The organism is Paracoccus sp. P2, assembly GCF_046335115.1.
In the GTDB taxonomy this organism is placed as follows: domain Bacteria; phylum Pseudomonadota; class Alphaproteobacteria; order Rhodobacterales; family Rhodobacteraceae; genus Paracoccus; species Paracoccus pantotrophus.
In genome coordinates this window covers 1-12,826 of record NZ_JBGOSN010000006.1, presented here as the reverse complement: position 1 = coordinate 12,826, position 12,826 = coordinate 1, and the positions used below count along the sequence as shown (strand labels likewise).

Annotated in this window: 11 protein-coding genes and 1 pseudogene; all 12 read left to right on the top strand. The window is 66.2% G+C overall.

The genetic code is table 11. From position 1 onward, the window contains the following. Nucleotides 1-15: 15 nt before the first annotated feature. A complete protein-coding gene (locus ACDP63_RS05680) occupies nucleotides 16-1,239 on the top strand; it encodes an ABC transporter substrate-binding protein (RefSeq protein ID WP_177209314.1) in 1,224 nt (407 codons plus the stop codon). A gap of 60 nt (nucleotides 1,240-1,299) precedes the next feature. Further along, nucleotides 1,300-2,172: a branched-chain amino acid ABC transporter permease gene (locus ACDP63_RS05675; protein ID WP_167521706.1), complete on the top strand. Its 873-nt coding sequence runs from the start codon at nucleotides 1,300-1,302 to the stop codon at nucleotides 2,170-2,172. Next, complete coding sequence (locus ACDP63_RS05670) at nucleotides 2,169-3,140, top strand: branched-chain amino acid ABC transporter permease (protein ID WP_028710831.1); 972 nt, start codon at nucleotides 2,169-2,171, stop codon at nucleotides 3,138-3,140. The genes ACDP63_RS05675 and ACDP63_RS05670 overlap by 4 nt, the downstream gene beginning before the upstream one ends. Beyond that, complete coding sequence (locus tag ACDP63_RS05665) at nucleotides 3,140-3,886, top strand: ABC transporter ATP-binding protein (protein WP_024845473.1); 747 nt, start codon at nucleotides 3,140-3,142, stop codon at nucleotides 3,884-3,886. The genes ACDP63_RS05670 and ACDP63_RS05665 overlap by 1 nt, the downstream gene beginning before the upstream one ends. After that, nucleotides 3,886-4,599: an ABC transporter ATP-binding protein gene (locus ACDP63_RS05660; RefSeq protein WP_024845474.1), complete on the top strand. Its 714-nt coding sequence runs from the start codon at nucleotides 3,886-3,888 to the stop codon at nucleotides 4,597-4,599. Before ACDP63_RS05665 ends, ACDP63_RS05660 begins: the two co-directional genes overlap by 1 nt. Nucleotides 4,600-4,607: 8 nt before the next feature. After that, a complete protein-coding gene (aliB, locus tag ACDP63_RS05655; protein ID WP_024845475.1) occupies nucleotides 4,608-5,765 on the top strand; it encodes a cyclohexanecarboxyl-CoA dehydrogenase in 1,158 nt (385 codons plus the stop codon). Nucleotides 5,766-5,793: 28 nt separating this feature from the next. Next, nucleotides 5,794-7,449 carry a cyclohexanecarboxylate-CoA ligase gene (aliA, locus tag ACDP63_RS05650; protein WP_409927848.1) on the top strand — a complete coding sequence of 552 codons (1,656 nt, stop codon included), beginning with the start codon at nucleotides 5,794-5,796 and terminating at the stop codon, nucleotides 7,447-7,449. After that, nucleotides 7,446-8,210, top strand: a complete 765-nt coding sequence (locus ACDP63_RS05645) for an SDR family NAD(P)-dependent oxidoreductase (protein ID WP_028710832.1) — start codon at nucleotides 7,446-7,448, stop codon at nucleotides 8,208-8,210. Before aliA ends, ACDP63_RS05645 begins: the two co-directional genes overlap by 4 nt. Before the next feature lie 9 nt (nucleotides 8,211-8,219). Further along, nucleotides 8,220-10,268: a 3-hydroxyacyl-CoA dehydrogenase NAD-binding domain-containing protein gene (locus tag ACDP63_RS05640; protein WP_024845478.1), complete on the top strand. Its 2,049-nt coding sequence runs from the start codon at nucleotides 8,220-8,222 to the stop codon at nucleotides 10,266-10,268. Nucleotides 10,269-10,275: 7 nt separating this feature from the next. Continuing rightward, nucleotides 10,276-11,478 (top strand): 3-oxoadipyl-CoA thiolase, encoded by a 1,203-nt coding sequence (pcaF, locus tag ACDP63_RS05635; protein ID WP_024845479.1) that lies wholly within the window; start codon nucleotides 10,276-10,278, stop codon nucleotides 11,476-11,478. Nucleotides 11,479-11,495: 17 nt separating this feature from the next. Further along, a complete protein-coding gene (locus ACDP63_RS05630) occupies nucleotides 11,496-12,716 on the top strand; it encodes an acyl-CoA dehydrogenase (protein WP_024845480.1) in 1,221 nt (406 codons plus the stop codon). Between the two features lie 10 nt (nucleotides 12,717-12,726). Then, a pseudogene (locus ACDP63_RS05625) lies at nucleotides 12,727-12,826 on the top strand (electron transfer flavoprotein subunit beta/FixA family protein); the annotation flags it as partial.

Genomic DNA, 12,826 nt, shown 5'->3' with positions numbered 1-12,826 from the left:
CTTGGGGAGGAGTTCATGCTTGAGAAGAACAAGAAAACCGTTGTCGCTGCGGTGCTGGCAGCCCTGGCCACATCTGCCGGGGCGCAGGACGGGCCGGTCAAGGTCGGCTTTGCCGCCGACCTTACCGGGGCCTGCGCTGCCCTGTCCGAGGACGGGCTGAACGGCGCGAAGATCGCCGCCGAGGAGATCAACGCGGCTGGCGGCATCCTGGGCCGTCCGGTCGAACTGATTGTGCGCGACACCCAGACCAAGCCCGACGAGGGCGCCAAGGTCGCGCGCGACCTGATCACCAAGGACAGGATCGACGTGTTGACCGGTGTCTGTTCTTCAGCGGTGATGCTGGCGGAAAGCGCGGTCTCGGCCGAGTTGAAAGTGCCGTTCTATGCCGCCATCGGCTCGACCCAGCGGGCCAATATCGAACTCTACCAGCCTTATTTCTGGCAGGTGCAGGCCAGTGCCACGATGGAGGCCTATGCTGCGGCCGAATATGTGGCGAAGAAGCCCGAATGGAAGAAGATCTCGGCGCTTGGTTCCGACTACGAATGGGGCCATACCTCGGTCGCGGCCTTCACCGAGCGACTGAAGGAGCTGCGCCCCGATATCGCCTTTGCCGATCCGATCTATGCCAAGGTCGGCGAGACCGCGATGGCGCCCTATATCACCGCCACGCTGGCGCAGCAGCCCGATGCGGTCTTCGCCCCGCTGTTCGGTCCCTCGCTGGGCGCGACGCTGAAGCAGGGGCAGGGGTTCGGCTTTTTCCAGAAGACCAATCTCGTGACGCTGATGACGGTGGACACGTTGCAATCGCAAGGCGCCTCGATGCCCGCCGACAACGTCTATGGCATCGCCCGCGCACCGTTCTTTGCGCTGGAACAGTCGCCAGAGGTAACCGCCTTCATCGAGACCTATCGCGCCGCCTATGGCGAATATCCGACCGACTGGGCGATCAATGCCTATGACGGGCTGCATTTCTATGCCGCCGTGGCCGAAAAGGCCGGCACCGTCGAAGCCGATGCGATCATCGCCGCGCTGCCGCAGGTCAGCTTCGACGGGCTGCGCGAAAAGGGCCTGACCATCCGCGCGCTGGACGGCCAGATGAACGCGCCGGTCTATGTCGGCAAGGCGGCCAAGGTCGAAGGCTACGATTTCCCGATCCTGACCGAGGTGGAAAAGTTCGAGGGCGCGCCACTGATGCCTGCCGAGGATCTGATCCTCCAGGCCCGTGGAGCTGCCAGGTAGGCCACTCTGCGAACCCGTCCCGGCGGGATGATCCGCCGGGACCAGCCAGAGGAAATCCAGATGGTTCTGATCCAGCTCGTCAATGGGCTCATGGAAGGCATGACGCTTTTCCTGATCGCCTCGGGCCTGACGCTGATCTTCGGCGTCACCCGCATCATCAACTTCGCCCATGGCTCTTTCTACATGCTGGGCGCGTTCCTGACCTATGAGCTGGTGCCGTTGATCGCGCCGGGCACGCTCTGGGGGTTTTTCGTCGCCGTGGCGGCTTCGGCGGCGGCCGTCTCGGCCCTGGGCGTCCTGTTCGAGACGACTGTGCTGCGCCGCATCTACGGCAAGGATGGTATCCTGCAGCTGATCGTCACCGTGGCGCTGGTGCTGATCATCCGCGACCTGGTGCGCATGACCTGGGGCGCGAACAGCGTCTCGGTGCAGATGCCCGATGCGCTGATGGGGGCGCTGGTGGTGGGCGACACCTATTTCCCGCTGTTCCCCATCGCGATCTTTGCCGCCGGGCTCATCGTGGTGCTGGCGATGATCTGGGTGATCTACTTCACCCGGGCGGGCATCCTTCTGCGCGCGGGCACCGATGACCGCGGCATGGTCGCGCTTCTGGGCGTGAACGAGAAGCTGATCTTCACCGCGGTCTTTGCCGCCGGGGCGTTTCTTGCCGGTCTGGCCGGGGGGCTGAGCGCGCCCTATGGCGAGGTGAATTACCTGCTCGACACCACCATCATCGTCTCGGCCTTCATCGTCTGCGTGATCGGGGGGCTGGGCAACCTGTACGGCGCTTTGGCCGGTGCGTTGGTGGTCGGCGTCACCAAGGCGATCGGGGTGATGTATTTCCCCCGCCTGTCGATGGTCCTGATCTTCCTGATCATGGCCGCCGTTCTCATCGCCCGCTCGATGGGCCGTCAGGGAGGCCCGGCACGATGACCGCGCAGGATCTGAAAACCCTCTGGGCCAGGGTGGCCCGTGCCACCGTCAGCTGGCAATTCGTGGTCCCGGCGCTGGCCGCGGTCCTGGCGATCAACTGGATGGCGTCGACCTCGACCTCGACCATGATGACCGAGATCATGATCATGGCGCTGTTCGCCTCGTCGCTGAACCTGCTGATGAGCTTCGGCCACATGGTCAGCTTCGGCCATGCCGCCTATTTCGGCCTTGGCGCCTATGGCTTCACCCTGGCCGTTGTGCGGGGCGGGGTGCCGCCGGAACTGGCGCTGGCTATCGGCCCGCTGGCCGCGGCACTTGGCGGGCTGGTCTTCGGCGCGCTCTGCGTGCGGCTGACGCAGATCTATTTCGCGATGCTGACGCTGGCCTGCGCGCAGATCACCTATACCGTGCTGTTCCAGTGGTATGACTTCACCGGCGGCGATACCGGCATCACCGGTTTCATGATCCCGCGCTTTGGCCTTTCCGAAAAGGGCTATGCGACGGCGGTGCTGGCGGTGGTCACGCTCTGCCTGCTGGCGCTGTGGGGGATCGTGAAATCCCCGCTCGGCCTGTCGATCCGCGCCGTGGGGCAGGATCGCTACCGGGCCGAGGCGCTTGGCCTGGGTGCGCGGCGGGTGCAGCTGGTGGCCTTCGTCATCGCCGCCTTTTTCGCCGGGGTCGCGGGCACGCTTTATTCGGTGCTGCATGGCGCGGCCTTCCCCGACTATGCCGGTCTGGGCATCACGCTGGACGGGCTGATCATGGTCGTCATCGGCGGCTTGAACAGCTTTGCCGGCGGTATCTGGGGCGGCATCATCTACGAATTGCTGGCCACCTTCGTCTCGAAGGTGATCCACGAATGGGAACTGGTGCTGGGCCTGATCCTGCTGGCGATCTGCCTGGTGGCCCCGGCCGGCTTCGCCGGTGTCTCGGCCCGGCTGCGGGCGATGCTCGGGGGGATCCGCTGATGCAGCCGATCCTCTCCGCCCGCCACATCCGCAAGGCCTATGGTGCCTTCATCGCGCTGAAGGACATCTCCTTCGACATCCCCAGGGGTGAACGCCACGCCCTGATCGGCCCGAACGGGGCGGGGAAATCCACCTTCATCGCCTGCATCGCCGGGCAACTGCCGGGGGTGGAGGGCGAGATGATCTTCAAGGGCGAGAACATCCTGGCGCTGCCGCCGGCGCGGCTGGCCAAAAGGGGGATCGGCCGCACTTTCCAGATCAGCCGCGCCTTTCTGCACATGTCGGTGCTGGAAAACATGATGGCGGCTTACGTCATCGCTTCGGGCAAATGGGCCTCGCTCTCGGGCCGGGTCTATGCCGAAAAGATCGACCGTGCCCACGCCATGCTGGAAACCGTGGGCCTGGCCGAACGGTCGCGGGATACGGTCGCGGACTTGAGCCTCGGCGACCGCAAGCGGCTGGAATTCGGCATGGCGCTGGCCGCTGACCCGGACCTGCTGCTGCTGGACGAGCCCACCGCCGGCATGTCGATCAAGGAACGCCACTTCCTGATGGAGATGGTGGCCGAACGGGTCGATGCCACCGGCAAGACGCTGATCTTCGTCGAACACGACATCGACGTGGTGATGAAGATCGCCCGGCGCGTCACCGTCATGGTGCGCGGCGCGATCCTGGCCCAGGGCAGCCCCGAGGACATCAAGGCCAATGACGAGGTGCAGGCCGTCTATCTGGGAGGGGGGCACTGATGATGCTGCGCATTTCAGACCTGCACGCCGCCTATGGCAAGGCCGAGGTTTTGCACGGGATCGACCTGGAGGTCGCGCCTGGCGAGGTGGTCTGCCTGATCGGGCGGAACGGGGTCGGCAAATCCTCGACGATGAAGTCCATCGTCCGTGACCAGATTGCCGTGACGGGGGGCGAGATCGTCTTCGATGGTGCCCCGCTGGCCGGGATGCGCCCGCATGAGGTGATCCGCCGCGGCGTGGGCTATGTGCCCGAGGACCGGCGCGTCTTCGCCTCGCTTTCGGTACTGGAAAACCTGAACGTGCCGCGGCCGGTCGCCGCCGCCGCCGGCCGCCGCCGCTGGACGGTGGACGAGGTGTTCCGCCTGTTCCCGCAATTGCACGACTATCGTCACCGCAAGGCAGGGGTGATGAGCGGGGGCGAGCAGCAGATGCTGTCCATCGCCCGGTCGCTGCTGACCTGCCCGAAGCTTCTGCTGCTCGACGAGCCGCATGAGGGGCTGGCGCCCAAGATCGCCGAGGAGGTGGTCGACGCCATCGTCGCGCTGAAACGCGAGGGGGTGTCGATGATCGTGTCCGAACAGGCGCTGAACACGATCCGTCGCTGCGCCGACCGGGTCTATGTCATCGACCGGGGCATGATGGTCTGGAACGGCAGCGTGGACGGCTTCTATGCCGACCCGGAAATCACCCGCAAATATCTGATGGTTCAATGAGGCAGCCCATGTATCCCACCATCTTCGACACCGAGGAACTGAACGCACTGCGCGACCTCGCCCGCAAGTTCGCCGCCGAGAAACTGGCCCCCGGCTATCAGGCGCGTGAGAAGGCGGGCGGCTTCGGCCCCGATCTTCTGCGCGAGATGGGCGGCCTTGGCCTGATCGCGCCGGAACTGCCCGAGGAATTCGGCGGCCTCGGCTCCGGCGCCATCTATTCCGGCGTCATCATCGAGGAAATCGCCCGGGGCGATTTCAACATGGGCTATGTCAACATCCTCGCCTCGCTGAACGGGCAGATTCTTGCGAATTTCGCCAATCCCGAGATCAAGCGCGAATGGTTGCCCAAATTGATCGGGGGCGAGTTGATCGTCGCCATCGCCCTGACCGAGCCGCGTGGCGGTTCGGATGCCGCGAACCTGGGCTTGCGGATGGAACGCGACGGCGACCATTATGTCATCAACGGCGAAAAGACCTCGATCTCCTGCGCCGATCAGGCGAAAGGCGCGGTGGTCTTTGCCCGCACCGGCAGGCCCGAGGACAGGGCGCGCGGCATTTCCGCCGTCTTCGTGCCGATGGACACGCCCGGCATTTCCACCACCCGCTTCACCGACCTGGGCCAGCACGCCATCGGCCGCGGCTCGATCTTCTTCGACAACGTGCGCGTGCCCGCCGATCACCTGCTGGGAGACGAGGGCAAGGGCTTCGTCCAGGTCATGCAGGGCTTCGACTTCTCGCGTTCGCTGATCGGTCTGCAATGCCTGGGCACCGCGCGGCAATCGCTGGACGAGACCTGGGACTATATCGGCGGGCGCAGGGCTTTCGACAAACCGCTGGCCGCCTTCCAGGGCATCACCCACCAGCTTGCCGATTTCGACACCAAGGTCGAGGCGGCGCGGTTGCTGTCGCTGAACGCGCTGTGGCTCAAGGACAACGGTCTGCCGCATGTGGCGGAGGCTGCGATGGCGAAATGGTGGCCGCCGCTGCTGGCCTACGAGGCGATCCATGCCTGCCTGCTGATCCATGGCCATGCCGCCTATTCCAACGAATTGCCGTTCGAGCAGCGGCTGCGCGACGTGCTGGGCCTGCAGATCGGCGACGGCACCGCGCACATCATGAAGAACATCATCGCCCGCGAGCGGGCCGGCAAGGCCGTCACCGGCTGAGCCGGGAGAAAAAGGGGAGGAAGAACCCATGAAATTCGATGCCGTCCTGATCGAACCGCGCCGCGCCCGGATGGAGGCCGAGGGTCTATGGCCCGGCAAGACGCTGCTCGACTATTTCGAGGATTGTCTGCGCGAAAAGCCGCAGGCGGTGGCGCTGACCAGCATCGTGACAGCGACCGGCGACCGCCGCGACCTGACCTGGACCGAGCTTGACGCGCTGTCCTGGCGCGTGGCGGCGGGGCTGCGCAGGCTCGGCCTTGGCCGCGACGACGTGCTGGCCTGCCAGCTTTCCAACAGCTGGGAGCTCGTCGCGCTCTACATCGGCTGCCGCAAGCTGGGCGTGGTCTTCAATCCGGTGATGCCGATCTTTCGCGAACACGAGCTGCTGTTCATGCTGAAGCATGGCGAGGCCAAGGCCTTTGTGGTGCCGAAACTGTTTCGCGGCTTCGACCACGAGACCATGGCCGAGAGCATGCGCCCCGATCTGCCCGACCTGCGCCATGTCATCGTTGCCGGCGGCGATGGACCGAACAGCTTCGATGCGCTGTTGCTGGATCCGGCGCTGGAGGTGGGCGCGGATCTGCGCGCCGTCTCGGCTCGTGACCGGGGCGATGCGAACGACGTTTGCCAGCTGATCTACACCTCGGGCACCACGGGCGAGCCGAAGGGCGTGATGCATACGGCCAACACGATGTATTCCAACCTGGTGGCCTATGCCGACCGGCTGCATCTGGGCGCGGATGACACCGTGCTGATGTTCTCGCCGATGGCGCACCAGACCGGCTTCATGTATGGGTTCCTGATGCCGGTGATGCTGTGCGCCCGCATGATCCTGATGGACAGCTGGGACAAGGATCTTGCCGCACGGCTGATCCAGGACGAGTGGGTCAGCTTCACCATGGCCTCGACCCCTTTCCTGATGGACCTGACCTCGGCGGTCGAGGAAGGCGCCACCGATCCTTCCTCGCTGCGCATCTTCCTTTGCGCCGGCACCGCGATCCCCGGACCCCTGGTCGAACGGGCGCAGCGGATATTGGACGCCAAGGTCATTTCGGCCTGGGGCATGACCGAGAACGGCGCCGTCACGGTGGTCGCGCCCGAGGATCCTGACGAGCGTTCGGTCCAGACCGACGGCTTTGCCCTGCCGGGGATGGAGCTGCAGATCCGCGACCCCGACGGCATGCCGCTGGGCCCGGGGCAGGAGGGAGAACTGTTCGTGCGCGGCTGTTCGAACTTCGCCGGTTATCTCAAGCGTCCGCAATGGAACGCTACCGATGCCGAGGGCTGGTTCGATACCGGCGACATCGCGCGCATGGATGAGCAGGGCTATATCCGGATCTGCGGCCGTTCCAAGGACGTGATCATCAGGGGCGCCGAGAATATTCCGGTCGTCGAGGTCGAGGCGCTGCTTTACAAGCATCCGGCCGTGCAGCAGGTCGCCATCGTTGCCTATCCGGACGAAAGGCTGGGCGAGCGTGCTTGCGCCTTCATCGTGCCGAAGCCCGGCCAAAGCATCGACCTCCCGGCGATGGTGAACTTCCTGTCCGGCCTTCATCTGGCCAAGCAGTATTTCCCCGAGCGGCTGGAAATTCGCGACCGCCTGCCTTCGACCGCATCGGGCAAGATCCAGAAATTTGCGCTGCGCAACGAACTGCGGGCCGAATACGAGGCCATGAAGAAATGACCCGTATCGCGGGACCGCGTGTCGTGCTGACAGGGGCAGGCGGCCCGATGGGTCGCGCCGTCGCCCGGCGGCTGTTGCAGGACGGGGCAGAGGCTCTGGCCCTGACCGACATCTCGGGCACACGGCTGGCGGAAACCGTGGCGCTTCTGGGCACCGAATATCCTGCCGCGCGCATTGTTTCGTTGCGTTGCGACATTACCGCCGCAGCTGAGGCCGAGGCGTTCTGCGCCCTGGCGCAGGAAGGCTTCGGCGGCGCCGATGTGCTGGTCAATACCGTGGGCGGTATCCGCTCGCCCCGGCTCTACACTCCGTTCCTGGAAATGGACGAGGCGCAGTTCCGCTCGACCTTCGAGCTGAACCTGATGGGCAATTTCCACCTGATCCGGGCCTTCGCGCCGGGGATGGTTGAGCGCAGGTTCGGCCGGATCGTCAACTTCGCGACGGTGGTGTTCGGCGGCGAGGCGGGGCAGGTGGATTACGCAGCCGCCAAGGCCGCCATCGCCTCGCTGACACGCAGCCTTGCGGCCGAACTGGCCCCCGCCGTGACCGTCAACGCCGTCGCGCCGGGGCTGACCCGCACCTCGGTCACGCAGAACATGCCCGAGGCCGAGGCGGCGCGGCTGACCGCGCTGGCCTTCAATCGCCGCATGGCCGAACCCGAGGAAATCGCCGAAGCGGTGGCCTTCTTCGCCTCGGACGCGGCCCGCTTTGTCACCGGCGAAATCATGGCCGTCTCCGGCGGCATCCACCCGCATCTCTGAAAGGCAGACATGAGCGACGCGGTTCACCTTTCCCTTGCCGACGACATCGCGGTGATCACCATCGACAACCCGCCGGTGAACGTCGCCTCGCGCGCGGTGCGCGCGGGGCTGATGATGGCGCTGGACCGGGCGGAAGCCGCCGGCGTCGCGCGCGTGGTGCTGACCGGCGCGGGAAAAACCTTTGTCGCCGGGGCGGATGCGAAAGAGTTCTCGGCCCCGCCGCGGCCACCGCATCTGCCCGATATCGCAAACCGGATCGAGAACTTCCCGGTGCCGGTTGTGGCCGCGATCAACGGCGCGGCACTGGGTGGCGGGCTGGAACTGGCGCTGGCCTGCGCCGCGCGGGTGGCGGCGTCCCGCGCGACCCTGGGCCTGCCCGAGGTGACGCTGGGCGTGGTCCCCGGTGCGGGCGGCACGCTGCGGTTGCCGCGGCTGGTCGGGCTGGAGCAGGCGCTGTCGCTGATCCCCGAGGGCCGGGTGATCGGTGCGGCCGAGGCGCTGCGGATCGGCCTCGTCGATGCCGTGACCGACGATCCTGTGGCCGCGGCGCGGATATTGGCCCTGCCGGATCGTCCCGCGACCGGCGCGCGGCCCGCGCCCGCCTGCGATCCCGTCGCCATCGAGGCTGCCCGAAAGCAGGCCGCCCGGCGCAGCCCGCAGCAGATCGCCCCGCAAAGGGCCATCGACCTGATCGAAGCTGCCGTGCGCCTGTCCTTGGCCGAGGGGCTGGCGCTGGAACGCCAGAACTTTCTGGATCTGAAGACCGGCGATCAGGCCGCTGCCTTGCGCTATGTCTTCTTTGCCGAACGCGCCGCAATGGGGCAGGGCAAGGCCCAGGGGGCGGATGTCCGTTCGGCCGTGGTTGTGGGCGGCGGCACGATGGGCGCGGGCATTGCCTATGCCCTGGCCGGTATTGGCGTCACCGTCACGCTGGTTGAGACCGACGCCGCCGCTGTGGAACGAGCCCGTGCCAATATCGCGCGGTTGTTCGACGATGCGGTCAAGCGTGGCAAGGCCAGTGCGGAACGGGCCGCTTCGGACATGGAGCGGCTGTTCACCTTCTGCGCCGGTTATGACGATCTGCCCCCGGTGGACATTGCCATCGAGGCCGTGTTCGAGGATCTGTCGGTCAAGCGCCAGGTTTTCGCCGCGCTGGATGCGGCCCTGCCGGAAACCGCGATCCTGGCAACCAATACCTCCTATCTGGACCCTGACCGGATCACCGAGGGGCTGCGCAATCCCACGCGCTTCCTCGGCCTGCATTTCTTCAGCCCGGCGCATGTGATGAAGCTGGTCGAGGTGATCCGGGCGCGGGACACCGGGCCGGAAACCCTTGTCACCGCCCTGCGGCTCGCGGCGCGGCTGAGGAAGATTCCGGTGCTGGCCGGGGTCTGCGACGGCTTCATCGGCAACCGCATCCTGACCCGTTATCGCCAGTGCTGCGACGTGATGCTGATCGAGGGCGCGCTGCCGGCGCAGATCGACGCAGCGATGCGCGGCTTCGGCCTGGCGATGGGGCCTTACGAGGTGCAGGACCTGTCGGGGCTGGACATCGCCTATGCCAACCGCAAGCGGCTGGGCTGGAAGACCATGCCGGGCTTTCGCTACATCCCCATCGCCGACCGCATCGTCGAGGAGACCGGCCGCCTGGGCCGCAAGACCGGCGCCGGCTGGTATGACCATACGGGCGGCAAGGCCGTATCCTCGGCGCTGATCGACGGGATCGTGGTGGAGGAAAGCGCGCGGGCGGGGATTGTACGGCGTCGATTCACCGACGCGGAGATCGTGGCCCGTGCGACTGCCGCGATGGTCGAGGAGGGCTTCCGTATCCTTGGCGAACGGATTGCTGAACGCGCGGCCGACATCGACCTCGTGATGATCCACGGCTACGGCTTTCCGCGCTGGCGCGGCGGGCCGATGCATTGGGCGGGCCGCGTCGGCCTGTCTGAAATCCTGCGGCGGATCGAAGGTTATGCCGCCGAAGACCCACTGTCCTGGAGCGTTCCCGACCTGCTGGCCCGCGCCGCGGCCGAAGGCAAGACCCCCGAAGAATTGTGAGGATCCGATGACCGACGCTTTCATCTGCGATTATATCCGCACGCCGATCGGCCGCTATGGCGGGGCGCTGGCCCCGCTGCGCACCGACGATCTGGCCGCGCTGCCGCTGGCGGCGCTTCTGGCGCGCAATCCGGGCCTCGACCCAGCGGCGGTGGAGGAGGTCTGGCTGGGCTGCGCCAACCAGGCCGGCGAGGACAATCGCAACGTCGCGCGCATGGCGCTATTGCTGGCGGGCCTGCCGGAAACCGTGCCGGGGGTGACGGTGAACCGCCTCTGCGGCTCGGGGCTCGAGGCCGTCGCGGCTGCCGCCCGCGCGATCCAGTCGGGCGACATGGATCTGGCCATCGCCGGGGGCGTCGAAAGCATGACCCGCGCGCCTTTCGTGCTGCCCAAGGCGCCGGGTGCCTGGAGCCGCGCGCACGAAATCCATGACACCACCATCGGATGGCGCTTCGTCAATCCGCGGATGCAGGCGCAATACGGCACCGACTCCATGCCCGAGACTGCGCAGAACCTGGCCGACGATCACGCGATCAGCCGCGAGGATCAGGACGCCTTCGCCCTGCGCTCGCAGCAGAAAGCCGCTGCGGCGCAGGCGAGCGGCCGGCTGGCGCAGGAAATCCTGCCGGTGACCGTTGCGCTCGGGCGCGGCAAGACGGCCGAAGTGACTCAGGACGAACACCCCCGCGCCACCACGCTTGAGGATCTGACCCGCTTGAAGCCGATCACCCGGCCTGACGGGTCGGTCACTGCCGGCAACGCCAGCGGCGTGAACGATGGTGCGGCGGCGTTGATCGTGGCGTCGGAGGTGGCGGTGAAGCGCCACGGCCTGACGCCACGCGCGCGCGTCGTGGGTGGCGCCTCGGCCGGTGTCGCGCCACGCGTGATGGGCTACGGCCCGGTGCCTGCGGTGCGCAAGCTGCTGGAAAAGGCCGGGATCGGCATCGAGGCGGTGGCGCTGATCGAGCTGAACGAGGCCTTCGCAGCGCAGGCGCTGGCCGTTACCCGTAGCCTGGGCCTTGCGGACGACGACCCCCGCGTGAACCCCAATGGCGGCGCCATCGCGCTTGGCCATCCGCTGGGCATGTCGGGCGCCCGCATCGCCGGTTCCGCCGCCTTCGATCTGTCGCAGGGCACCGGCCGCCACGCCCTTGTCACGATGTGCATCGGCGTCGGCCAGGGCTCGGCACTGCTTCTCGAACGTGTTTGATTCCCGGAGGATTTCTGATGACCGATAGACCGAAACCCAGCCCGAAGGACGTCCCTGAACTGTCGCGTTTCGACTGGGAGGACGCCCTCCGGCTGGATGGGCAGCTGACGGAGGACGAGCGGGCGATCCGCGATGCCGCCCGGGTCTATGCGCAGGAAAAGCTGCAGCCGCGTGTGATCGAAGCTTTCGCGAAAGAGGAAACCGACCCCGAAATCTTCCGTGAAATGGGCGCGATGGGCCTGTTGGGCGTCACCATCCCCGAGGAATATGGCGGCATCGGCGCGAACTACGTCAGCTACGGCCTGATCGCGCGCGAGGTTGAGCGGGTCGATAGCGGCTATCGCAGCATGATGTCGGTGCAGGCCTCTCTGGTGATGTATCCGATCTATGCCTACGGATCCGAGGAACAGCGCCGCAAATATCTTCCCAAACTGGCTTCGGGCGAGTTCATCGGCTGCTTCGGCTTGACGGAGCCCGATGCGGGATCCGACCCCGCCGGGATGAAGACCACGGCGAAGAAGACCGCGGCTGGCTATGTTCTCAACGGCACGAAGATGTGGATCTCGAACAGCCCCATCGCCGATGTCTTCGTGGTCTGGGCTAGGTCCGAGGCGCATGGCGGCAAGATCCGCGGCTTTGTGCTGGACAAGGGAACCAGGGGCCTGTCGGCGCCCAAGATCGGCGGCAAGCTAAGCCTGCGCGCCTCGATCACCGGCGAGATCGTGATGGACGGTGTGGAGGTGGGCGAGGACGCGCTTCTGCCACATGTCGAGGGGCTGAAGGGTCCGTTCGGCTGCCTTAACCGCGCCCGCTACGGCATTTCCTGGGGGGTGCTGGGCGCAGCCGAGTTCTGTTTCCATGCCGCGCGACAATATGGCCTCGACCGCAAGCAGTTCGGCAAGCCCTTGGCGAACACGCAGATCTACCAACTCAAGCTGGCAAATATGCTGACCGAGATCAGCCTGGGCCTTCAGGCTTCCTTGCAGGTGGGGCGCCTGCTCGACGTTGCGAATGCCGCGCCCGAGATGATCTCCGTCGTCAAGCGCAACAACTGCGGCAAGGCGCTGGAGATCGCGCGGGTTGCCCGCGACATGCATGGCGGCAATGGGATTTCCGAGGAATTCCAGGTGATCCGGCACATGGTCAATCTGGAAACCGTCAACACCTACGAAGGCACCCATGACGTGCATGCCCTGATCCTGGGCCGCGCGATCACCGGGCTGCAGGCGTTCTATTGAGGAGCATCCGATGAAGATCCTCGTGCCAGTGAAGCGGGTGATCGACTACAACGTGAAGGCGCGGGTTCGCGCGGATGGCACGGGTGTCGATCTGGCGAATGTGAAGATGT